17 protein-coding genes and 1 riboswitch are annotated in these 21,743 nt (G+C 73.2%); of the genes, 5 read left to right on the forward strand and 12 right to left on the reverse strand.

Annotated features, from left to right (window positions below; translation table 11 throughout):
* Positions 1–266: 266 nt before the first annotated feature.
* Both ACN268_RS19105 and ACN268_RS19110 read right to left on the reverse strand, forming a co-directional pair.
* Positions 267–1,265 (reverse strand): hypothetical protein, encoded by a 999-nt coding sequence (locus ACN268_RS19105; protein WP_421484377.1) that lies wholly within the window; start codon positions 1,263–1,265, stop codon positions 267–269.
* A gap of 287 nt (positions 1,266–1,552) precedes the next feature.
* Positions 1,553–1,756 (reverse strand): cold-shock protein, encoded by a 204-nt coding sequence (locus ACN268_RS19110; protein ID WP_067305333.1) that lies wholly within the window; start codon positions 1,754–1,756, stop codon positions 1,553–1,555.
* A 223-nt stretch (positions 1,757–1,979) separates the two neighbouring features.
* Between ACN268_RS19110 and ACN268_RS19115 the strand changes: the two genes are divergently transcribed.
* A complete protein-coding gene (locus ACN268_RS19115) occupies positions 1,980–2,510 on the forward strand; it encodes a GNAT family N-acetyltransferase (protein WP_363650674.1) in 531 nt (176 codons plus the stop codon).
* Between the two features lie 162 nt (positions 2,511–2,672).
* Here ACN268_RS19115 and paaN read toward each other — a convergent pair whose 3' ends face one another.
* The 3 genes from paaN to thrC all read right to left on the reverse strand — a co-directional run bounded on the left by paaN (position 2,673) and on the right by thrC (position 7,369).
* Positions 2,673–4,346 (reverse strand): phenylacetic acid degradation protein PaaN, encoded by a 1,674-nt coding sequence (gene paaN, locus ACN268_RS19120; protein ID WP_421484378.1) that lies wholly within the window; start codon positions 4,344–4,346, stop codon positions 2,673–2,675.
* 52 nt (positions 4,347–4,398) lie between these two features.
* Positions 4,399–5,679: a GNAT family N-acetyltransferase gene (locus tag ACN268_RS19125; RefSeq protein WP_421484379.1), complete on the reverse strand. Its 1,281-nt coding sequence runs from the start codon at positions 5,677–5,679 to the stop codon at positions 4,399–4,401.
* Between the two features lie 403 nt (positions 5,680–6,082).
* The gene (thrC, locus tag ACN268_RS19130) at positions 6,083–7,369 is read right to left on the reverse strand and encodes a threonine synthase (RefSeq protein WP_204924705.1); all 1,287 of its coding nucleotides are present in this window, start codon (positions 7,367–7,369) and stop codon (positions 6,083–6,085) included.
* An 8-nt stretch (positions 7,370–7,377) separates the two neighbouring features.
* Positions 7,378–7,513, reverse strand: a riboswitch (SAM riboswitch).
* A gap of 327 nt (positions 7,514–7,840) precedes the next feature.
* Between thrC and ACN268_RS19135 the strand changes: the two genes are divergently transcribed.
* Complete coding sequence (locus tag ACN268_RS19135) at positions 7,841–8,545, forward strand: hypothetical protein (protein ID WP_421484380.1); 705 nt, start codon at positions 7,841–7,843, stop codon at positions 8,543–8,545.
* Positions 8,546–8,603: 58 nt separating this feature from the next.
* Here ACN268_RS19135 and ACN268_RS19140 read toward each other — a convergent pair whose 3' ends face one another.
* Complete coding sequence (locus ACN268_RS19140; RefSeq protein WP_204924703.1) at positions 8,604–9,053, reverse strand: DoxX family protein; 450 nt, start codon at positions 9,051–9,053, stop codon at positions 8,604–8,606.
* A gap of 979 nt (positions 9,054–10,032) precedes the next feature.
* On the opposite strand from ACN268_RS19140, the gene ACN268_RS19145 reads away from it, so the two are divergent.
* The gene (locus ACN268_RS19145; protein ID WP_421484381.1) at positions 10,033–11,790 is read left to right on the forward strand and encodes a hypothetical protein; all 1,758 of its coding nucleotides are present in this window, start codon (positions 10,033–10,035) and stop codon (positions 11,788–11,790) included.
* 206 nt (positions 11,791–11,996) lie between these two features.
* Here ACN268_RS19145 and ACN268_RS19150 read toward each other — a convergent pair whose 3' ends face one another.
* The 4 genes from ACN268_RS19150 to ACN268_RS19165 all read right to left on the reverse strand — a co-directional run bounded on the left by ACN268_RS19150 (position 11,997) and on the right by ACN268_RS19165 (position 15,637).
* Positions 11,997–13,172, reverse strand: coding sequence for an ABC transporter permease (locus ACN268_RS19150; protein WP_421486936.1), 1,176 nt, complete (start codon positions 13,170–13,172; stop codon positions 11,997–11,999).
* Positions 13,173–13,249: 77 nt separating this feature from the next.
* Complete coding sequence (locus ACN268_RS19155; protein ID WP_363792820.1) at positions 13,250–13,936, reverse strand: ABC transporter ATP-binding protein; 687 nt, start codon at positions 13,934–13,936, stop codon at positions 13,250–13,252.
* Positions 13,937–13,964: 28 nt separating this feature from the next.
* Positions 13,965–15,098 carry a peptidoglycan-binding protein gene (locus tag ACN268_RS19160; RefSeq protein ID WP_421484382.1) on the reverse strand — a complete coding sequence of 378 codons (1,134 nt, stop codon included), beginning with the start codon at positions 15,096–15,098 and terminating at the stop codon, positions 13,965–13,967.
* Positions 15,095–15,637, reverse strand: coding sequence for a hypothetical protein (locus ACN268_RS19165; RefSeq protein WP_421484383.1), 543 nt, complete (start codon positions 15,635–15,637; stop codon positions 15,095–15,097). Before ACN268_RS19165 ends, ACN268_RS19160 begins: the two co-directional genes overlap by 4 nt.
* A 124-nt stretch (positions 15,638–15,761) precedes the next feature.
* On the opposite strand from ACN268_RS19165, the gene ACN268_RS19170 reads away from it, so the two are divergent.
* Positions 15,762–16,418 carry a response regulator transcription factor gene (locus ACN268_RS19170; protein ID WP_421484384.1) on the forward strand — a complete coding sequence of 219 codons (657 nt, stop codon included), beginning with the start codon at positions 15,762–15,764 and terminating at the stop codon, positions 16,416–16,418.
* Positions 16,415–17,587: a sensor histidine kinase gene (locus tag ACN268_RS19175; protein ID WP_421484385.1), complete on the forward strand. Its 1,173-nt coding sequence runs from the start codon at positions 16,415–16,417 to the stop codon at positions 17,585–17,587. Before ACN268_RS19170 ends, ACN268_RS19175 begins: the two co-directional genes overlap by 4 nt.
* 154 nt (positions 17,588–17,741) lie before the next feature.
* On the opposite strand, the gene ACN268_RS19180 is transcribed toward ACN268_RS19175, so the two are convergent.
* Together ACN268_RS19180 and ACN268_RS19185 are read right to left on the reverse strand one after the other, a co-directional pair.
* Positions 17,742–18,683 carry an ABC transporter permease gene (locus ACN268_RS19180; protein WP_421484386.1) on the reverse strand — a complete coding sequence of 314 codons (942 nt, stop codon included), beginning with the start codon at positions 18,681–18,683 and terminating at the stop codon, positions 17,742–17,744.
* Positions 18,683–21,553 carry an alpha/beta fold hydrolase gene (locus ACN268_RS19185; protein WP_421484387.1) on the reverse strand — a complete coding sequence of 957 codons (2,871 nt, stop codon included), beginning with the start codon at positions 21,551–21,553 and terminating at the stop codon, positions 18,683–18,685. Before ACN268_RS19185 ends, ACN268_RS19180 begins: the two co-directional genes overlap by 1 nt.
* Positions 21,554–21,743: the final 190 nt, after the last annotated feature.

The raw sequence follows: 21,743 nt of genomic DNA on the forward strand, positions 1-21,743 counted from the left end.
CCTGGACACTCACGGGCCACCCGGGTGTTGTGCCCCGGACGGGCCGCCTGGTGTACGCACCTTGGGGACGTCGCCACCTGGCGACGACGACGTCCTCCTCGGTCGGGCCGGACAGCCCGCGACGACCGGCCATGTGCCACCCCGACGCCATCGAGACGCCTGTGTGACCGTGGCCCTACCGCCCCGACCATTGGCACTCATCGTATGCGAGTGCCAATGACTTGTTTAGCACTCTCCCCTGCCGAGTGCAAGCACGATGGGGCCGGTCAGCCGAGTTCCGCCACCAGTCGCGTGACGTTCACCGGCCCCTCCTGCGCCCGCTGCTCGGCGTACGTCACGACCAGCCCGACCAGCTGCACCAGGTAGACCGGGACGACCAGCACCGCGCTGACCAGGATCACCGCCACCGCGCCCACGGCGGTGCCCGGCGCGGTGAACGGGTCGGTGCCGAACGGCAGGGTGCCGACCGACTCCACCACCCCGCCGAGCACGCTGCCCAGGAACACCGCCAGGGCGACCAGCGCCACCCGGCCGAGCACCATGCCCAGCCGGTCGTGGAACATGCGGAACGAGCGGCCGACCGGGTTCTGCCCCTCGAACAGGTAGACGGGGCCGGCCAGGGCGAGGGCGAAAGCCAGGTAGATGCCGGGCAGCAGGCAGAGGCAGAACCCGACGCCGACGAGCACACCCAGCACCAGCATCCAGCCCCACAGGCCGAGGCAGCGGCGCGCGCCGTAGCGCAGCGCGCCGGGCAGGTCGGCGGGTTGCCCGGCGGCCTGCCGGGCCACCACCCAGGTCCCGCCGGCCCAGCCGATGCCCTGCACCACCCCGAACGCCAGCGCGACCAGGAACACCGAGACGCCGTAGATCACCAGGTCGGTGAGGTAGTCCTCGGGCAGCGAGCCGTCGGCGGGCAGCATGGTGGCGTCGGGGCCCATGCCGAGCGAGAGCAGGGACACCGCCACCGCCGGCACGACCTGGGTGAGCAGCATCAGCGGCAGCAGGGGCCGCCAGCTGCGCCGCACCGCGCCGGTGCACCGGCTCAACCACCCCTCAAGGCCGGCGTACGGGGGGTTGACCAGCGGGTCCTCCGGGCCCCACGGGCCGGCGTACGGCGCAGGTCCGCCGCCCTGGCCCGGATACGGACCGGCCCCGGGCGGGAGACTCCCGGCGGGCGGGTGGCCCCAGCCCGGCGTCCACGCCCCGGGTGTCCCCCAGCCGGGCTGACCGGGCGGCGTGCCCCAGCCGGGCTGACCGGCGGGCATGCCCCACGGCTGTTGACCGGCGGGAGTACCCCAGGGCGGTTGCCCCCACGGGCCGCCCGGAGACCCGGCAGCGGGGTCGGGCGGACCCGAAGGCGACTGGTCGGACATGAACCCTCCTCAGCGGGGACGCCTGGACGGTTCACGATCTTTCCCGGCACCGGTCGGTACCGCCAGCCGTCACCCGGGCGCACCCGACGGGTGGGAACCCGCCCGGCCACCGGGGCAACGGCCCGGGGGTGGGGACCCGACGCGCCCCGTCACCGGGAAGGGGCGGGACCGGCGGGAGGTCAGGCGATGACGCGGACCCGTTCGGCCTGCGGGCCCTTCTGGCCCTGCGCGATCTCGAACTCCACCCGCTGACCGTCGTCGAGCGCCTTGTAGCCATCCATCTCGATGGCGGAGAAGTGGACGAAGACGTCCTGCCCGCCGTCGACGGCGATGAAGCCGTAGCCCTTTTCGGAGTTGAACCACTTGACGGTGCCCTGTGCCACGGTGCACTTCCTCACTCTGCGCGGCGTTCCCCAACTCCGGACTGCCGGCGGGCCGACAGCGGAGAGCCACCGTTGCGGCGGTCGGTGAGGGCCGCTGAATCGGTGACCGAAATCGCACGCTACACGAGGAGTGACGACAGCGCACGACCACAAATCTGGTCAAATCAGACGGGTATCGACCCGGTTACCCATCGGTGAACGTCGCTGCGGTATGCATGCCTCCATGACCTCTGCCCCGGCCCCACCGGCGACCCGCACGGCCCCCGTGCACCGGGTGCGTCCGCAGGACGCGGCCCGGATGCGGGCGCTGCGGCTGGAGATGCTCGCGGACGCACCGCTGGCCTTCCTGGAGACCGTCGCCGAGGCCGCCGCCCGGCCGCACGCCGACTACGCGGCCCGGATCGCGTACGTGTCCCAGGGGTGTCACACCGCCCAGTTCGTGGCCGACCCCGGCGGCCGGCTGGTCGGGCACGCGGGCGGCACCCTCTCCCCCGACGAGCCGGACCTGACCGTCGTCTACGCGGTCTACGTGACCCCCTCCTGGCGGGGCAGCGGCCTGCTCGGCGCGCTGATCGACGAGGTCGCCGCCTGGTCGCGCGCCTGCGGCCGACCGCAGCTCATGCTGGAGGTGGTGGTCGGCAACGACCGGGCCTGCCGGGCCTACCACCGCCTGGGCTTCACCGACACCGGGGTACGCGTCCCGCACCCCAAGATCCCCGCCCTCAACGAGCTCCAGATGCGCCGCCCCGCCTGACCTCCACCCCGCCCCTGGCCGCGGCCCCCGACCACCCCGACCCCGCCCACCCGGCCCCGGTGATCAAGAGGTTCAGGTCAACCGGAGGCCCGGATCTGACGCAAACTTCTTGATCACCGGGGCGGAAGCGGGGGGAGGAGCGGGGGGGAGGCCGGAGGCGGGTCAGGCGGGGCGGCGGGACTGGACGATGCGGAAACGGTTGGCCACGTACGCGCCGTCGGTGAGGGCGGCGTTGGCGGCCGGGTTCGCGCCGCTGCCGTGGAAGTCCGAGAAGGCGGCGGACTGGTTGACGAAGACCCCGCCGGTGAGGTTGGCCGACAGGTGCACCCCGGCGTCGATCGCGGCGGCCTCGGCGGCGTCCAGCACCGCCTCGTCGGTGGAGTAGACGGCGGCGGTCAGCGCGCCGCACTCCCCCACCGTGGACCGCATGATCTCCAGGCCGTGCGCGGTCGAGTCGGTGGCGATGACGAACGAGATCGGCCCGAACCACTCCCGGCCGTAGACCTCGGTGTCGGCGGCCGCGAGCTTGACGATGGTCGGCGTCCGGACCACCGCGTCGGGCAGCGTCGGGTGCGTGACGGCCCGCGACTCCAGCACCGCCTCACCGACCTTGGTGACCTCGGCGAGCCGTTCCAGCACCCCGTCGTTGACGATCGCCCCGGTCAGCTCCACCCCCCGGGCCGGGTCGGCGGTGAGCTTCCCGACGGCGGCGGCGATGCCGGCGGCCACCTCGTCGAAGCTCTTGTGCCCCTGGTCGGTCTCGATGCCGGCGGCGGGGATCAGGATGTTCTGCGAGGTGGTGCACATCTGCCCGCTGTAGAGGGTCAGGGTGAAACCGAGGTTGCGGCACATCCCGGCGAAGTCGTCGGTGGAGTCGATCACGACGGTGTTCAGGCCGGCCTTCTCGGTGTAGACCGTCGCCTGCCGGGCGTTGGCCTCCAGCCAGTCGCCGTACCCCGTGGAACCGGTGAAGTCGACGATCTTCACGGCGGGGTGCAGGGCCAGCGTCGAGGCCAGCTGCTCGCCGGGGGCCTCGGGGGCGAGCAGCACCAGGTCGGGGTCGAAGCCGGCCTCGGCGAGCACCTCCCGGGCGTACCGCACGGTGATCGCCAGGGGCAGCACCGCGCGGGGGTGCGGCTTGACCACCACCGGATTGCCGGTGACCAGCGAGGCGAACAGCCCGGGGTACGAGTTCCAGGTCGGGAAGGTGTTACAGCCGATCACCAGGGCCACCCCACGCGGCACCACGTGGAACGTCTTGGTCATCCGCAGCGGGTCGCCCTTGCCGGCGGCCTTCTCCCAGCCGGCCGTCCCCGGGTGCCGGGTCATCTCGGCGTACGCGTAGGCGATCGCCTCCAGGGCCCGGTCCAGCGCGTGCGCGCCACCGGCCTGGAACGCCATCACGAACGCCTGCCCGCTGGTGAACTGCACCGCGTTGGCCAGCTCGAAGATGTGCCTGTGCAACCGGGCGAGGATCTCCAGGCACACCCCCGCCCGGGCCTGCGGGCCGGCGTCACGCCAGGCCGGCAGGGCGGCGGAGGCGGCGGCGACCACCTCGTCCGCGCCCGGGTGCGGGTAGCGCACGTCCAGGGCCACCCCGAACGGGCTCGTCTCGGTGGCGACCCGGTCGGCCGTGCCCGGCTGGTCGAGCGGGAAGTCACCACCGAGGTACGCCTCGAAGGCGGCCTTGCCGTCGGCGGCGGCCGTCTCGCCGTACACCCGGGGGCTGGGTGATTCGGGATACGCGGACCAGTACCCCCGCTCGGTGATCGCGGTCAGCGCCCGGTGGAGGGTGTCGGCGTGCCTGTCGTACAGCGGGTGCGGGGTCTCCGTCATGCCCGCCATCATGCAACAGATGACGACCAGATCAGTAGGGGCGTGTCACAGATCAGATGGTCGACTGCCACTCCGTGGACCCGGCCACCGGCCGGAACCCGAGCTGCTCGTTGATCGCGATCATGTGGGTGTTCGCCGCCGCGTTGTAGGTGTCGACCACGCTCAGCTCCGGCTCGTACGCCAGGGTGTGTTCGAGGTTCTCGGCCTTGCAGAGCAGGCCGAGCCGGCGCCCCCGGTGGGCCGGGTCGACGATGGTGATCTGCTGCCAGGCGTGCCGGGTGGTGTTCGCGGCCAGGCTGAGCACGCTCCACGCGACCAGCCGGCCGGACTCCCCGTGCACGGCGGCGACGCTGTACCGGCGGACGCCCCGCGCGTCCAGCGCCCGCTCCATGCCCTGGATGCGCTCGGCGTCCACCCGCTCGGGTTCCCACTCCAGGTCACCCAGGGGCGCGTCGGTCATCATCCGGCCCTCCAGGTAGGCGAGGTCGGCGAGATGCTCCGACGGTGGGTGCCCGTGCCAGCGGACCGTGCGGTAGCCGGCGGCGGCCGACCGCGCCCCGGCCCGCAGCGCCGCCAGCCGGTCCCGGTCGAGCGCGGTGACGTCGAGCCGGCGACGGACGTCCACCAGCGCCGGCCGGGCACCCAGCGCCGCCGCGAAGGCGGCCCCGGGAAACTCCCGCCCCACCCCGACCGCGCCGCCCGACGACCGCCCACCCGCCGCCGACGCACCAGGCTCATCGCGTGTCGTCCCACCCGGACCGCCCGGCCCGCCCGGCGTCGTCCCACCCGGACCGCCCGGCCCGCCCGGCGTCGTCCCACCCGGACCGCCCGGCCCGCCCGGCGTCGTCCCACCCGGACCGCCCGGCCCGCCCGGCGTCGTCCCACCCGGACCGCCCGGCCCGCCCGGCGTCGTCCCACCCGGACCGCCCGGCGTCGCCCCGACCGGCCCGTCCGGCAGCGGGGTCACGGCGGAGCCGACCACCCGCTTGCAGCCGGCCTCCCGGAGCAGCCGCCGGACGTGGGCGAACAACGCCCGCCCCACCCCGCGCCGCCGGTACGCCGGGTCCACCGCCAGCTCCATGCTGGCGTTCTCGGTGTTGTCCAGCAGGTGCAGGTTGATCCGGACCCAGCCGACGGGCACCCCGTCGAGCCGGGCCACCGACCACCGGGTGTCGATGCCGGGCATCGGGTGCCACAGCGGTGCCTCGAAGCGTCGCCGGCAGAGCGGCGGGAGGTCGGGGGATTCCGTCGCCTCGACCATGGCCGCGATCCGGTAGAGGGCGTCGAGGGTGGGTTGATCGGTCCGGTCGATCGTCGCGATGTCCAGGGCCACGCCGCGAGTCTTCCCGTGGACGACACCGGGGGCCAGCGGTTTTCCGCTGGCCCCCGGTTCACGTTGGTCGGGAGGGACGTTCGCACAACGCCTCCGGCGTTGGGTCGCAAGAACTTGAAAAGTCTCCGGCGAAAGCCCTCCCGCACGGAGCATCTTCCGCCGCCCGGTTCCTGCCGTCAAGTCCTTCCCGGCGGGTTTTCACCACGCACCGCGAAAACCCGGTCACCCAGAGATCCACTCGGGCCATCCTGTGCCCATGATCGACACAGTGGGCCGGAGAGGCGGTATCCCGGCCGGCTGACACCGCAACCCGCACCCCGATGGGTCGACCACCCTGGCACGGACCGGGGGCGGGCCGACGCGGGGGCCGACACCGCGCACGGGGGCCGACACCGCGCCGGGTTCAGGAGAGGAGGCCGGCGTCGCGGGCGGCCCGCAGGGACGGCTTGATCCGGTGGGTGGGGCCGACCTGACCGGCGACCGCGTCGATGGTCTTCAGGCCCTCGCCGGTGTTGAAGACGACCGTCTCGGCGGTCGGGTCGAGCCGGCCGGACTCGACCAGCTTGCGCAGCACCGCCACGGTCACCCCGCCGGCCGTCTCGGCGAAGACGCCCGTGGTGCGGGCCAGCAGCCGGATGCCGGCGCGGATCTCGTCGTCGTCGACGTACTCCATCCAGCCGCCGGTACGCCGCACCGCCTCCAGGGCGTACAGGCCGGCGGCGGGGTCGCCGATGTTGAGGGACTTGGCGATGCCGGTCGGCCGGACCGGGGTGATGGTGTCGGTGTCGGCGTGCAGGGCGGCGGCGATCGGGTTGCAGCCGGCCGACTGGGCGCCGAACACCCGCCAGCCCCCGGCCGGGGCCTCGACCAGGCCGATCTCGACCAGCTCGGTGAACGCCTTGTCAATCTTGGTGAGCAGTTCGCCGGAGGCCATCGGGATGACCACCTGGGCCGGGATGCGCCAGCCGAGCTGCTCGGCCACCTCGTACCCGAGGGTCTTGGAGCCCTCGGCGTAGTAGGGCCGGACGTTGACGTTGACGAAGGCGGTGTCCTCGAACTCGTCGGTCTCCACCAGTTCGCCGCAGAGCCGGTTCACGTCGTCGTACGAGCCGTCGATGGCGACCAGGTCGCCGCCGTAGACGGCGGTGGTGATCACCTTGCCCTGCTCCAGGTCGCCCGGGATGAAGACCACCGAGGGTGCGCCGGCGCGGGCCGCGTGGGCGGCCACCGAGTTGGCCAGGTTGCCGGTCGAGGCGCAGGCGAACCGCTCGAAGCCGAGCGCCTTCGCGGCGGTGAGCGCCACCGAGACCACCCGGTCCTTGAACGAGTGGGTCGGGTTGGCGCTGTCGTCCTTGACCCACAGCGGCGCGCTGATGCCCAGCTCGGCGGCGAGGTGGGGGGCCGCCACCAGCGGGGTCAGCCCCGGGTCCAGGGTGACCCGGGTGGCCGGGTCCTGGCCGGCGGGCAGGAGGGCGGCGTACCGCCAGATGTTCTGCGGGCCGGCCTCGATCTGCTCGCGGGTGACGCGCGCCAGCGCGGCGGCGTCGTAGTCGACCTCCAGCGGGCCGAAACACTCGTAGCAGGCGTGCTGCGCGGCGAGCGGGTAGCGGGCGGAGCAGGCGCGGCAGACCAGGGCACGGGCGGGGCTGGCGGCGGTGTCGATACCGGGGGCGGCGAGCGTCGACGTCATGTCGATTCCTCTCATCTTTCCCCGCATCGCACCCTGCGGCGGGGACGGAATTGGCACCTGCCCCGCCGGACGCTCAGCGATGAGCGCGCGGGGTGGTTGCCGGGGCGTCGTCGGGCCGTATCCCTCAGCCCCTCTGGATGAGGTATGCAGTTGTGAGACCGAGTCTAGGCAGCTTCGCGGCCATCGCCCAGCCTGCTTCCCACGGTGTGAACCATGGCGTTGGCCACCCTGTCACCTGGCATCGGCCGGGCACCCCGGCCGACACCGGTGTTTCGGGGAAGTTTCCAGCTCAACACGTCCGTAAGCACCGGGCGGAGAAACCCGTACGCCGGCCCCCCGGTCGGCCCCTGACGGCGCTCCGACAGGCCGACCCGGGCGGGCCGTGGAGCCGATGACCGGCATTGCCATCGATCAGTACGGTGCGGGTGATCTGATGTCGAGAGAGGACCCCCGGCAATGCGACGGATACCGTTGAGCCTCACCAGTCTCGCCCTGGTCTGCCTGCTCACCGCGTGCGGGGGTGAGCAGGGCACGAAGGACGGGGCGGCACCGACGGTCGGCCCGTCCGCCGAGCCCTCCACGGCCTCGGTGCTGAACGCGGCCACGGTCGAGCCGACGCCCACCGGCGTCGAGCCGACCCCGCAGAAGAAGAGCGCCCCCGCCACCGCCCCGGCGGTCACCACCACTGCCCCGGCACCGGTGGTCAAGGCTCCGTTGACCTGCGCCCATCTGGCGGGTGCCAGGCTCGGTAGCAGCAAGACGCCCTACAACGGCTATCCGGACTACCTGCCGTTGAGCGAGGGGCAGTGGTCGGGCGAGGACGGCGCGACCGTGACGCTCCAGAAGCCCTGCGGCATCGGCGACCTCGACGGCGACGGCGCGGACGACGCGGTCGGCGTGGTCTCGATCAACTCCGGGGGCAGCGGCACCTTCTACACCGTCGCGGTGTGGCGCAACAACGGTGGGCTGCCGGTGTTCCGGGCGCTGACCGATCTCGGCGACCGGACCCCGGTCGTGTCGGTGAGCGTGGCCGGACAGCGGGCCACCGTGGTCTGGTTGACCCGCAGCCCCAGCCGGGGCATGGCCGAGCTGGACATCAAGCGCACCTCGGTCTACAAGCTGTCCGGCAGCACGCTCGCCGAGGTGAGCCACACCGACGCTCCCTACAACCCCTGACCGGCCGGATGGCCGGGGCCGCCTGGTCGAGGCGGTCCCGGCCACCCGGGTCAGCGCGTCAGACCGACACCGAGGCGGGCTCGGAGACCGGGGCCGCCGGGGCGTCGGAGCGCCGGCGGCCGAGCAGCGTGTCGAGCGCCCAGGAACCCGGGCCGAGGACCGCGATCAGCAGGAACGACCAGCAGAACAGCGCGGACAGCTCGCCGCCGTTGCGCAGTGGCAGCAGGCCCTCCGGCTGGTGCACCACGAAGTAGGCGTACGCCATCGAGCCGGACGCGAGCAGCGCCGCGGGCCGGGTGAAGAGACCGGCCAGCACCAGCGCGCCGCAGACCAGCTGGATCAGCGCGGCCCACCAGCCCGGCCAGGCGCCGAGCGGGACGGCCTTGCCGGTCACCGGGTTGCCGCCGAACAACCCGAAGACCGACGACAGGCCGTGCAGCATGAACAGCAGGCCGATGACCATGCGGTACAGGGACAGGGTCGGCCCGCCGAGCCGAGAGACGTTCATGGGAACCTCCATGGAAGGGATTACTTCCCCTCATGATGAGGCATCGAAGCAGTTAAATCGATAAATTCTTTGTTTCTGGGAAGATCCCGTTGCGAGACAATACCCCACCCCCCGCACCGCGGGCCGCCCCCGCCGGCCGACGCCGGGCCCATCGGCACCAGACCCGCCCACCGCGCCCGCGCCGACCGCCCCGACGGCGGTCGACGCGGGCGCCGGGCGTAATGATTGTTAACTATGAATGAACTGTCATCAAGTTCATACACGATGTTTATGGTAAATGAATATGCGCACAATTCGCGTGGTCTCCGGTGGGCCCTTCGCGGGGCGACCCGCACCCCCATCCGACCCCGGGTGCCGCACCCCGGGCGGCGCGGCCGGCACACCTCCCGAGCGCCGCTGCCGACCGTCGCCCCGACCGCACCACCGCCGTGCGACGTGCGCGTCCACTGAGCACGCCGGCAGGCACGGAGACCCATCACCCGCCGCAGCGGCAGGCGGCACCCACGACCGACCGCCGCGGCCCGCGCGCCGGCTTCGGACGACAGCAACCGGTTGGCACGGTATTCCCGGGAGACCCCGAAAGCCGGACCCATCAGCAATTCACCCTTCACCCGCGTCGAGGCACCCGACGTCGCTTCCGGACCGCCGCCCCTCGCGTCGACCGGCCTCCCGGGCAGTTCAATAATCCTTAACAACTCATATGGCGGTAACGGCCACCGTAATACGTTAACCTCGTCACCACGTTACGCCCGGAACTGCGAACCCACCCCCGGATTCATCAGTAACCGCACCACACCCGACCGGCCCGCGATTCTCGTGCCGGCAATTTCGCACATCCACCGGACGAGGTTACCCAGGCGACCGGTGCTGCCATTCCGTGCGTCACGTCGACCCCCCATTCTCCCTGGTCGAGAGCGGTATGAACACTCCCCGTCCCGGCTGAACGCCACCTCGACCGGCATTCACGGAAAGGACCACCGTGCGACGTCGACCGCTCCTGCCGTCACGACTGCTCGCCACATTCGGCACCCTGATTCTGCTACCTCTTCTCGCCACCCCGGCCAGCGCCGACACCCGGCCCGAATCGATACGGCTGCTCGCCAAGGCCGCCGCCGACGAGTGTTTCGCCGGGGTCGGGGTCGACTATCCCCCCGGACCGCCCTGCGCCGAGGGCCAGCCCAAGGTCAACCAGTCGTACGTCTGGGGGCTCGCCCAGGTCGGCCGGCGGCTCTGGTTCGGCACCGGAGCCAACGTGCTCTGCCTCAAGCCCGAGGGCTACCAGGTCCGCGAGCCGATCCTCAACGACGACTACGTCTGCGAGTTCGACCAGAGCCAGCCGGCCCGGGCCAACCCGGCCTGGCCGGCCACCCTCGGCGACCACCGCACCCCCGAGGTCTACACCTACGACCTGGCCACCGAACGGCTCGTCGAGCGCACCGCCGACATCACGTCGGCCTCCCCGGCGGACGCCAACCTGTTGAACACCACCGCCGGGCTGCGCAGCGCCGCCGCCCACCAGGGGGTCGTGCTGCTCGCCGGGCCCAGCGTGATCGGCGGGGTGAACGTGTTCGCCTTCGACGGCGTCACCGGCCGGTACCTCGGCTCGACCAACCTCTCCGCGTACGAGAACATCAGGCACTGGGTGGTGGCCGGCGGTGCGCTCTACGCCGGGGTCGGCGTGGGCGTCAACGGCGGCGAGGCGGGCAAGGTGCTGCGCTGGACCGGCGACCGCACCACCCCGTTCACCTTCACCGAGGTCGCCGACCTGCCCACCCAGGTCGCCGACCTCACCGAACACCAGGGCCGGCTCTACGTCTCCACCTGGCCCAAGGCGATCGTCGAGGGCTCCGTCGCCCCGTCCGCGGTCACCACGGTGGCCCCCGGCGACAGCGGCACCCCGCTGGCACCGCCCCCGGCCGACGACCCCAACGACCTGGCCAGCATCTGGATGAGCCCGCTGCTCGCCGTCGGCGCACCCGGGCTCAACCCGCAGGACGCCGGGAACTGGACGCAGGTCTGGTCGGCCGCCGAGTACGAGCCGGACCCGGTGGTCCGCCGGGCGTACGCCCTCGGTGGGCTCGCCTCCTTCGGCGGCCGGCTCTACTGGGGCACCATGCACGTGCCGTTGCAGGCGACCGCCCTGCACGTCTCGGTCTACCCGCCGCGTAGCCAGGCGCAACTCCAGGCCACCGTGCAGAACACCCAGCGGGCGTTCGCCGTCTTCCGGGGCCAGAACCTCGGCGGTGCGCACGAACGGATCGAGACGCTCTACGGCGAGTCCACCCTGCCGGCCTTCGACCCGACCGCGAACAACGGCGTGGGCGCCTGGGCGCCGGCACCCACCGGCGTGACCCCGGTCTACGGCGGTTCCGGCTTCGGCGACCCGTTCAACCTGTACGCCTGGAAGATGGCGGTGGCCGGCGGCCGGCTCTACATCGGCACCATGGACTTCGCCTACATCTCGCTGGAGGGTCAACTGCCGACGCCTCCGGCGGGCGGTGCCACCACCCCGCCCACCTTCGGCTCCGACCTCTGGGCGTTCGACGCGCCGGACCGTCCCGCCCGCGCGGTCGACACCGGAGGCTTCGGCAACCCGCTCAACCAGGGGGTACGCACCATGATCGTGGACGGCTCCACGCTCTACGTCGGGATGGCGAACCCGATGAACCTGCGTACCGACCCGACGCCCGGCGTCCCCAAGGGTGGCTGGGAGCTGATCAAGGTCAGCCGCCGGTGACCCAGGCCGGTTGACCGTGGCCCGCCGGCCGGAACGGTCCCCACCGTCCGGCGGGCCACCCCGGCCCGCGCGTCACACCCGGAGAGGGGTGTGACGCGCGGGCCGGGGGCACGTCGCCGACCGGACGACGCCGGGCCGTCGGTCACGGGCGGGCGGTCACGGGGCGGCGAGCGGTCACGGGCCGTCGGTCACGGGGCGGCGGGCGGTCACGGGGCGGCGAGCGCCTCGGTGGGCGAGAGCCGACTGGCCCGGATCGCCGGGTAGAGCCCGGCCAGGGCGCCGATGGCGATGGTCGCCCCGATGCCGCCGGCCACCACCCAGAGCGGCACCACGGTCGGCCACCCCTGCGAGCTGGCGTAACCGGCGGTGACCAGGCCGCCGAGCAGCACCCCGCCGACGCCGCCGAGGGCCGACAGGAGCAGCGACTCGGCGAGGAACTGGGTCCGGATCTGCCCCCGGGTGGCACCCAGCGACCGCCGCAGCCCGATCTCGGCCCGCCGCTCGATCACCGAGATGACCATCGTGTTGGCCACCCCCACCCCGCCGACCAGCAACGCCACCGCCCCCAGCCCGAGCAGCAGGCCGGTGAACGCCTCGTCGGTGGCCTGCTGGGCGGCGAGCGCGTCCGACGGCCGGGAAACCTGGATCTCGTTGGACTGCTCCGGGTTGGCCGTCGCCGCCAGCACCGCCCGGACGGCCTCGACGTGCTGCTCGACCGAGCGGGTGTAGATCCGGGTCGGGTGGCCGTCGAGGCCGAGGTAGGTGGTCGCGGCCGACCAGCCGACCAGCGCCGACGAGTCGAGTTCCGGGGCGAGCGGGACCGGCCGCAGGATGCCGATCACGGTGAACCACCGCCCGTCGACGTACACCTGGATGTCCGGCCCGGCCGCGCCGAGGCCGAGCCGCTGCGCGGCGACCGACCCGAGCACCGTGGCCGGATACCGCGCGGTGGCCTCGTTGAGCCAGGTCCCGCTGGCCAGCGAACCGCCGACGGTGTCGAGGAGGTCCAGCTCCACCGCCTGGGTGCCCAGGCCACCGGTCTCCGCCGCCGGAATCCGGTCCGACCGGTAGACCGGGGTGTCCGGCAGTTGCGCGGTGGCCGACACCTGGCGTACCGGGCCGATCCGGCTGATCATGCCGACCGCCTCGACCGGCAGCTGGGCGTCCGCGCCGAAGAGCGTGCTGCCCGGCGCGACGGTGAGCAGGTTGGTGCCGAGGGCGGCAAGCGTCCGGTCCAGGTCGGCCCGGGACGACGACGAGATGCCGACCACGCTGATCATCGCCGCGATGCCGATGGCGATGCCCAGGGCGGACAGGAACGCCCGCAGTGGCCGGGTACGCAGCCCCACGCCGCCGACCCGCAGCACGTCCCGTGGGCTCATCCGGGCCGGTCGCAGCCGCTCCGGTCGCCCGGCGTCACCCCTGCGCTGCGCGCCGGTCGGCCGCAGTGGGGTCGTGGTCATCGGAGCACCCCTTCGGTCGGCGCGGCGGAGTCCGCCACGATCAGCCCGTCGCGCATCTGCACCTGCCGGGGCAGGCTCGCCGCGATCTCCCGGTCGTGGGTGATGACCACGACGGTGGTGCCGGCCGCGTGCAGTTCGTGCAGCAACTCCATCACCCCCGCGCCGGAGCTGGAGTCGAGGTTGCCGGTCGGCTCGTCGGCCAGCAGCAGTGGCGGCTCACCGACCACCGCCCGCGCTATCGCCGCCCGCTGCCGCTCACCGCCGGAGAGCTGGTGCGGCCGGTGGTCCAGCCGGTGCCCCAGACCGACCCGTCGCAGCGCCGCCTCCGCCCGCCGCCGCCGCTCCCGCCGGGGCACCCCGGCATAGAGCAGGCCGTCCGCCACGTTCTCCACCAGGGGTACGCCGGCAGCCAGGTGGAACTGCTGGAACACGAACCCGATCCGGCTGGCCCGCAGCGCGGACAACTCCCGGTCGGACAGCCGGGCGGCGTCGTACCCGTCGATGCGGACCGCGCCGGAGCTGGGCCGGTCCAGCGTGCCGATCACGTTGAGCATGGTGGACTTCCCCGACCCGGACGGGCCGACGATGGCCACCAGGGCACCCCGGTCGACGGTCATCGACACCCCGCCGAGGGCGGCGACCGTGTCGCCGTACCGTTTCGTGACGTCGCGCAGCTCGACCACGTGGTCGGGGCCGGCGACCCGGGCCGGGTCAGTCACCGGGCATCCCCACGGTCAGCCCCGCGGTGACCCCCTCACCGGAGACCTCCACCCGACCGGCCGCGAACAGGCCGGTGCGCACCGCGACGATCCGGGTGCCGGTGTCCTCCACGACCTGCAGCCCGTAACCGCCCTCGGCGAGGGTGAGCAGCGCCGCGACCGGTACGGAGAGCACGTCGGCACGCTCCGAGGCGATCAGGCCCAGATCCACCGCCGCCTTGTCGTAGCCGGCCAGCACCTTGGGGTCGTCCCCGGTGACGGTGACCTCGATCTTGGTTTCGGTCTCCGGGTCCTTGCCGGACGCCGCCGACGTCTGCACCACGGTCTCGACCGTGTCGACCCGACCCGTGCTGCGGGTGCCGTCCGGCAGGGTGATGGTCACCTCCGCGCCCTTGCGGGCCAACCGCTGGTCCTCGACGTCCAGGGTGCAGGTGACCAGCCGGGCCGTGCCGGTGGTCGACAGCACCACCTTGCCCGCGCCGACGGTGTCACCCACCTCCACGGCGTGGCTCTCCACCCGCACCTCGCCGGGGGCGTAGACGATCCGCGCCGGTTCGACCTGACCGGTCTCCGGCAGGCCCAGGTCCTCCTGCCAGTCGCGGACCGCGTCGGCGGTCGCCGAGGTGAAGTCCTCGTCGACGTCGAAGCCGGTGTGCCCGAGCGCGGCGAGGTTCTGCTCGAACTGCTTGACGTCGGTGCCGCTGACCCCGGAGCGCAGCATCCGGTACGCCGGCAGACCGCCGTAGAGCAGCACCACCGGCTCGTCGTCGATCCGGTAGAGGGCCTTGCCGCGTTTGACCGTCGCGCCGCCCGGGGCGAGCCAGGTGACCGTCCCGGCCAGCCGGCTCTCCCGGGCGCGCGGGGTGCCGTACCCCAGCTCGCCGTTCTTGGTCTCCCGGTCGACCAGGGTCTGCCGGGTCACGGTGGCGGTCGCCGGCGGCCGGTCGACGGCGGCGGACCGGTCGGCCCGGCCGTCGGCGGCGGAGGTGACCGCGACGACCGCCACCGCCACGACGAGCAGGCCCACCGCACCGAGGAGGACCCCCACGCGTGGGCGTCGCCGCCGGGCCGGTGGCTCGTCGGGTGCGGTGGCGGTCGACTCGGCGGGGTGGGCCGTGGTGCTCATGACGTCCTCCGGCGTTCACCCAGGTTGGGCATGATCTCCCGGCACTTGTCGAACGCGGCCCGCACCTTCGGGTCCTTCAGGTCGATGTTGGCCTTGCCGGGCTGGATGCGCCCGTCGGCGGACGGGTCCGGGAAGTCCGGCACACCGTTCTCCCGCATGCAGCCGGCCAGCTTGCGGACCTGCTCGGTCTGTTCGGCGTCGAGCTGCCGGGGTTGCCCCCCGTTGGGGGCGTACTCGCGGCACTGCTGCAACGCCGCCTGCACCTTGCCCAGGTCGATGTCCGCCCCCGAGTCGAACCGGGGCCCCTTCTCCCCCGGCTGCGGGTCCGGTACGTCGAGTCCCTGTTCCCGCAGGCACGTGGTGAACTTGAGCTGGCGTTGCTCGTCGCTCAGCCCGGCGGCGGACACCGAGGGTTCCGCGCCGCCGCCACCGGCGGTGGCCACCCCGGGGTCGTCGTCGCCCCCGCCCTGGCAGCCGCTCAGGGCCAGGGCCGCCAGCACGGGCAGGGCCAGCAGCAGTCGCAGTGGATTTCGTCGCATCGTCGGTCTCCCTTCGGCCGGCAGAGAGCCGGCATTAGGGATAACTCAACTCCTGAGGCGGTATCCAGGGCATAAGCGATGGCGTTAACGCGGTGGTTATCCCGGCATAGGCGAGGATGGAACGGTGCGCGTACTGGTGTGCGAGGACGAGAAGCTGCTCGCGGACGCGATCGCCGAATGGCTCCGCCGGGAGTCGTTCGCGGTCGACGTCGCGTACGACGGCGACGCGGCCCTGGAGCGGATCGGCGTCAACGGGTACGACGTGGTCGTCCTCGACCGGGACCTGCCCGTCGTGCACGGCGACGACGTGTGCCGGGCGCTGGTCCGTGCCGAACGGGACACCCGGGTGCTGATGCTGACCGCTGCCGCCGCCGTGCGGGAACGGGTCGCCGGCCTGGCCATCGGCGCCGACGACTACCTCACCAAGCCGTTCGCGTTCGTCGAGCTGAGCGCCCGGGTGCACGCGCTGACCCGGCGCACCCGCCCGGCCGCCCCGCCGAAGCTGAGCCGGGCCGGGATCGTCCTGGACCCGTCCCGGCTGGAGGTCACCCGGGACGGGCACTTCGTGCCGCTGTCCCGTAAGGAGTTCGGCGTGCTGGCCGAGCTGCTGCGCGCCGACGGTGCGGTGGTCTCCGCCGAGGACCTGCTGGAACGCGCCTGGGACGAGCACATCGACCCGATGACCAACGTGCTGCGGGTCACCGTGATGAAGCTGCGCCGCAAGCTCGGCGACCCGGCGGTCATCGAGACGGTGCCCGGGGTGGGATACCAGATCCGATGAGGAAACCGACGATCCGGGCCAGGCTCACCCTCATCTACGGCGGCCTGTTCCTGCTCGCCGGCACCGTGCTGCTCGCCGTGACATACGTGCTCGTCGACCAGCGGCTCGCCCACGGTCTCGGGTTCAACCTGCGCGGCAGCGGCGGCAAGGAGTCGATCTCGCTGCCGCAGGGCACCCAGATCAGCGCCAACCAGGCCGAACACCTGCGCACCATCGTCCGGCAGGTGCAGGACGACGCCCGCCGCGACGCCCTGGACTCGCTGCTCACCCAGGGCGGGGTGGCGCTGGCGGTGGTGACCATCGCCGCGGTCGCCTTCGGCTGGCTGGTCGCCGGCCGGGCGTTGCAGCCGTTGCAGCAGATCACCGGCACCGCCCGCCGGATCGCCGGTGCCGACGGCGCGGGCCGGGGGCTGCACGAGCGGATCGCCCTGGTCGGGCCGACCGACGAGGTGAAGGAGCTGGCCGACACGTTCGACCTGATGCTCGAACGCCTCGACCGGTCCTTCGACGGGCAACGGCGCTTCGTCGCCAACGCCTCGCACGAACTGCGTACCCCGCTGGCGATCAACCGGTCCCTGGTGGAGCTGGCGATCACCCGGCCGGACTCCCCACCCGAGCTGCGGCAGCTCGGGGAGACCCTGCTGGCCGTCAACGAACGCCACGAACGGTTGATCGACGGGCTGCTCACCCTCGCCGACTCGGAGAACGCCCTGGCCGAACACGCCGAGGTGGATCTCGCCGAGATCGCCGGGCACGTCGCGGAGCAGACCGCCCGGTCGACCACGCTCGCCGTCACCCGTGAACTGGCCCCGGCGCGTACGGCCGGCGACCCGGTGCTGCTGGAACGGCTCACCCAGAACCTGGTGGAGAACGCCGTCCGGCACAACGTCGACGTCGACGGCTGGCTCTCGGTCGCCACGGCGGTGGTCGACGGCCGGGCCACCCTCACCGTCAGCAACAGCGGGCCGGTGGTGCCCGGGTACGAGGTCGAGACGATGTTCCTGCCGTTCCGCCGGCTCAACCGGGAACGGGTCGCCGGTCAGCGGGGCTTCGGCCTGGGACTGTCCATCGTCCGGGCGGTGGCGCGCGCCCACGGCGGGACGGTGCGGGCCGTGCCCCGCCCCGACGGCGGCCTGGTGGTCACCGTCTCCCTCCCCGGCCCCTCCTGACCTGCCCCGCGACCCGGTCGTGATCGAGGTCGTGATCGACCCCAACGGGGCCGATGTCGCGGCATCCAACGGCAGTGACACCGCACCATCGGCCCCGTTGCGACGGCGACCCCGTCCGACGGGGCGGGCAGGGCGGCCCGTCCGACGGGCCGGTTCAGCTCGTGACGTCCTTGCGGGTGAAGCGCCAGAAGGCCAGGCCCCAGAACAGGGTGGCGTAGCTGACCGCCGAGATCGCGCCCCGGACCACGTCGTCGGTCTGCATCGGGGTGGACAGCAGGCCCAACCAGGCGCTGCTGTAGTGGGTCGGCAGGAAGTCGCGCAGCACACCCAGCGCGGTGATCTGGTCCAGGATGCTGGACAGGATCCACAGCAGCACCGCGCCACCGACCGCGCCCAGCGCGGCGTCGGTGACCACCGACAGCAGGAACGCCAGCCCGGCCACCACCAGCAGCACGACCGCCAGGTAGCCGAGCACCGCCAGCAGCCGCACCAGCCCCTCGGTCGGGGTCAGCTCGGCGGCGACCTGGCTGGTCAGCGGCGACCAGCCGTAGCGCAGGGTGCCGGCGAGCAGGGCCGTACCGGCCAGCAACAGCAGGGCCAGCCCCGAGTACGCCAGCGCCACCAGCAGCTTCACCGTCAGCAGCCGGGCCCGGGGCACCGGCACCGCCAACAGGTACCGCAGGCTGCCCCAGCTCGCCTCGCTGGCGACCGTGTCACCGCAGAACAGCGCCACCACCACGACCAGCAGGAACGACGCCGAGACCAGGATCGAGAAGAGGGTGAAGTTGAGCCCGCCCGAGGTGGCCAGGTCGGCGAGGCTGGCGAACTCGCCCCGGCCCCCGCCGTCGTCGTCCCCGGACTCGAACTGGAACGCCACCAGGATGATCAACGGCAGCAGCACCATGAACCCCAGCGCCAACTGGGTCCGCCGCCGCGACGCCTGCCGGCGGAACTCCGCCCCGAACGGCAGGGTCGCCCCCGGCCGGTACCCGGCCGCCGCCCCGCCCGGCCCGGACGCCCCGGTGGCGGTCCCGTCCGGGGCCCCGCCACGCGCAGCCGCGCCGCCCGACGGCGTGCCCACCGAAGAACCTGCCATCACCGGTCACCGCTTCCCCGAGAGTTCTCGCCCACCAGGGCGAGGAACGCGTCCTCCAGGCGACGCCGTGGCACCACCCGGTCCACCCCGATCCCCGCCCGGACCAGCTCGGCCACCACCTCGCTGCGGGCGGTCCCGTTCGTGTCCACCACCAGAGCACCGGCGTCGTCGGCGGTCAGCACCTGCACCGCGTCGAGGCGGCTCAGCACCTCCCGCGCGGCGGCCTGGTCGGTCACCTCGAACAGGGTGCTCGGCGACTCGCCGACGATCTCCTCCACCGGGCCTGCGGCGACGATCCGGCCCTTGTTGACCACCACCGCGTGCGTGCAGGTCTGCTCCACCTCGGCCAGCAGGTGACTGGAGACCAGCACCGCCCGGCCGTCGGTGGCGTAGCGCTGGAGCACCCGGCGCATCTCGGCGATCTGCGGCGGGTCCAGCCCGTCGGTCGGCTCGTCGAGCACCAGCAGCTCCGGCAGGCCCAGCATGGCCTGCGCGATGGCCAGCCGCTGCCGCATGCCGTGGCTGTAGTTCTTGGTCCGCCGGTGCACCGAGTCGCCCAGACCGGCGATCTCCAACGCCTCGTCGAAGTGCGCGTCGGCCCACGGCCGCCCGGTCGCCCGCCAGTACGCCTTCAGGTTGTCCAGGCCGGACAGGTGCGGCAGGAAACCGGGCCCCTCCACCAGCGCGCCGATCCGCGACAGCACCGGCGAGCCGGGCACCAGCCGGTGCCCGAAGACGTAGATCTCCCCGGCGGTCGGCTGGGTCAGCCCCATCAGCACCCGCAGGGTGGTGGTCTTGCCCGCGCCGTTCGGGCCGAGCAGCCCCATCACCTGGCCGGGGTGCACCTCGAAGTCCACCCGGGACACCGCGACGAAGCCGTCCGCGTACTCCTTGCGCAGGTCGCGGACGGCGAGCGGGATGCCCGCGTACTCGGGGTGGACGGAGTCGTCCTGGCGGCGGTGCCGGCGGCGGACCACGGCGACGACCACGACGAGCCCGACCAGGATCGCGGCCAGCAGGCCGACCAGCACCCAGCGCCACACCGTCGCGGTGGTCGGGATCGGCGTGGCGGTGACCGTCGGCAGGCTCACCGCCCCGTCGACCGCCACCGTGTAGACGGCCGGTGCGGCCGGCGTCGTGTACGCCTGGTCGGCGGTGGCCAGCACCACCCGCAGCCGGTGCCCGGCCTCGACCCGGCGGACGATCGCCGGCAGGGTCACCTGGACCGGCTGCGCGGCGTCGATCGTGGCCGGCAGCCCGGTCAACCGGATCGGTGCGACCAGCCCGTCGGGCAGCGTCGCCGCACCGGCCGGGTCGACGTCGTAGAGCTTGGCGAACAGCACCGCCTCGCCGGTCGCCGACGCGGCCCGGACGGTGACGGTGGGCGCGCCCACCACGTCCACCGCCTCGGCCAGCGGCGTCGACTCGAACCGGGCGTGCTGGCCGGGCACGTCGCCGGCGACCCCGTCGAGCAGGGAGCCGAGCGACCCGGCGAACGGGATCGCCGAGATCGCCGCCGGGTTGCCGTTGGGCGGGTTCGCGACCGGTTGGGCCGGCCCGGTGACCGGCACCTCGCGCCTGGCGTCCCCGGTCACCCCGGGATAGTCGGCGGTGCGGTACCCGGTGGCGACGAGTCCCCGGTCGAGGGCGTCGAAGCCGGCGATCCGGGAGAACGTGAAGTCGTCGCCGGGGGCCGCGCCGGTGCCCTTGACGTAGTGGTCGAGCCACTGCACGGTCAGGTACTTCACCCGGTCGGAGTCGCTGGTCGGGCCGGCGCCGCCGTCGTGGCCGCCGGTGAACCAGGCCACCCGCACGGGGGTGCCGGCGGCGGCGATGCCGCGTGCGTTGGCGTCCGCCTCGGTGAGCGGGAAGAGGGTGTCCGCCTCGCCCTGCACCAGCAGGGCGGGGGCCTTGATCCGGCCCAGCACGTCGGCCGGGGAGGAGCGCCGGAGCAGGTCCACCGCTGCCTGGTCGGCCCGCCCGGTGGTGGCGATCCGCAGGTACGCGGCGCAGACGTCGGCGGCGAACCGGCCGCAGGCCGGGTCGGCGGCGGCCCCCGGCACGCGCGGCGACCGGCTGCCCGGCCCGTTGCCCGGCTGCGGGCTGGGCGCACCGGCCGACGCGGGAGCGCCCTCCGGCTGGACGGCGGCGGTGTTGCCGGACAGCCCGGCCGGGCCGGAGCCGGCGCTGCCACCGCCGCCGAAGAAGATGCCGGCCCAGCCCTTCTTGAACACGCCCTCGGTGGCCGGCCTACCGGTGCTCTCCGGCAGGAAGGCGCGGGACAGGTCGTTCCAGGTGATCATGGGGACGATCGCGTCGACCCGGGGGTCCTGGGCGGCCAGCAGCAGGGCCAGGCCGCCGCCGTACGAGCCGCCGACCACCCCGACCCGCGGGTCACCGGCGGCGTCGGTACGCACGTCGGGGCGGGCGGCCAGCCAGTCCAGCAGCCGCTGGGCGTCGCGCACCTCGTAGTCGGGGCTGTCCAGGTGGATCTGCCCGCCGCTGCGGCCGAAGCCCCGCGCGGTCCAGGTCAGCACCGCGTAGCCCTGGCCCACCAGGTCCTCGGCGTCGGCGCGGACGGAGTCCTTCGTACCGCCGAAGCCGTGGGCCAGCAGCACGGCCGGGACCTTCCGGTCGGCCGACGCGCCCTCCGGCAGGTAGAACGTGGTGTCCAGGTCGACGGGCTCGTCGCCGGTCGGCCCGGAGCGCACGCTGAGCATGGCCGACTCGGTGCGGAAATCCGGCCGGTCCGGCCAGACCGCCCAGCCGACGACCGCCGCCAGCAGGACGACGACCACCGACGCGGCGACCGCGCGACGGCCGGTGGGCAGGGCACGACGGACCCGTGCGGCCGACAACGGCGATTTCATTCGGATCACGGTACGGCCCGGAAGCTGAGCGTTGGCTGAGATCCGCCGTACGTCCGTCCTGGGCAGCCGATCGTCGGTCGGACAGCGGAAACCGCACAAGGTCACCCGGCGTTCACGCAGTACGAATTCGGATTACGTGAATTCACGCGTAAGACGCTATATCGCTATGGAAACGAGCATGTCACCGCGA

This window comes from Micromonospora sp. WMMD735, assembly GCF_049178995.1.
GTDB classification, from domain to species: Bacteria; Actinomycetota; Actinomycetes; order Mycobacteriales; family Micromonosporaceae; genus Micromonospora; species Micromonospora wenchangensis.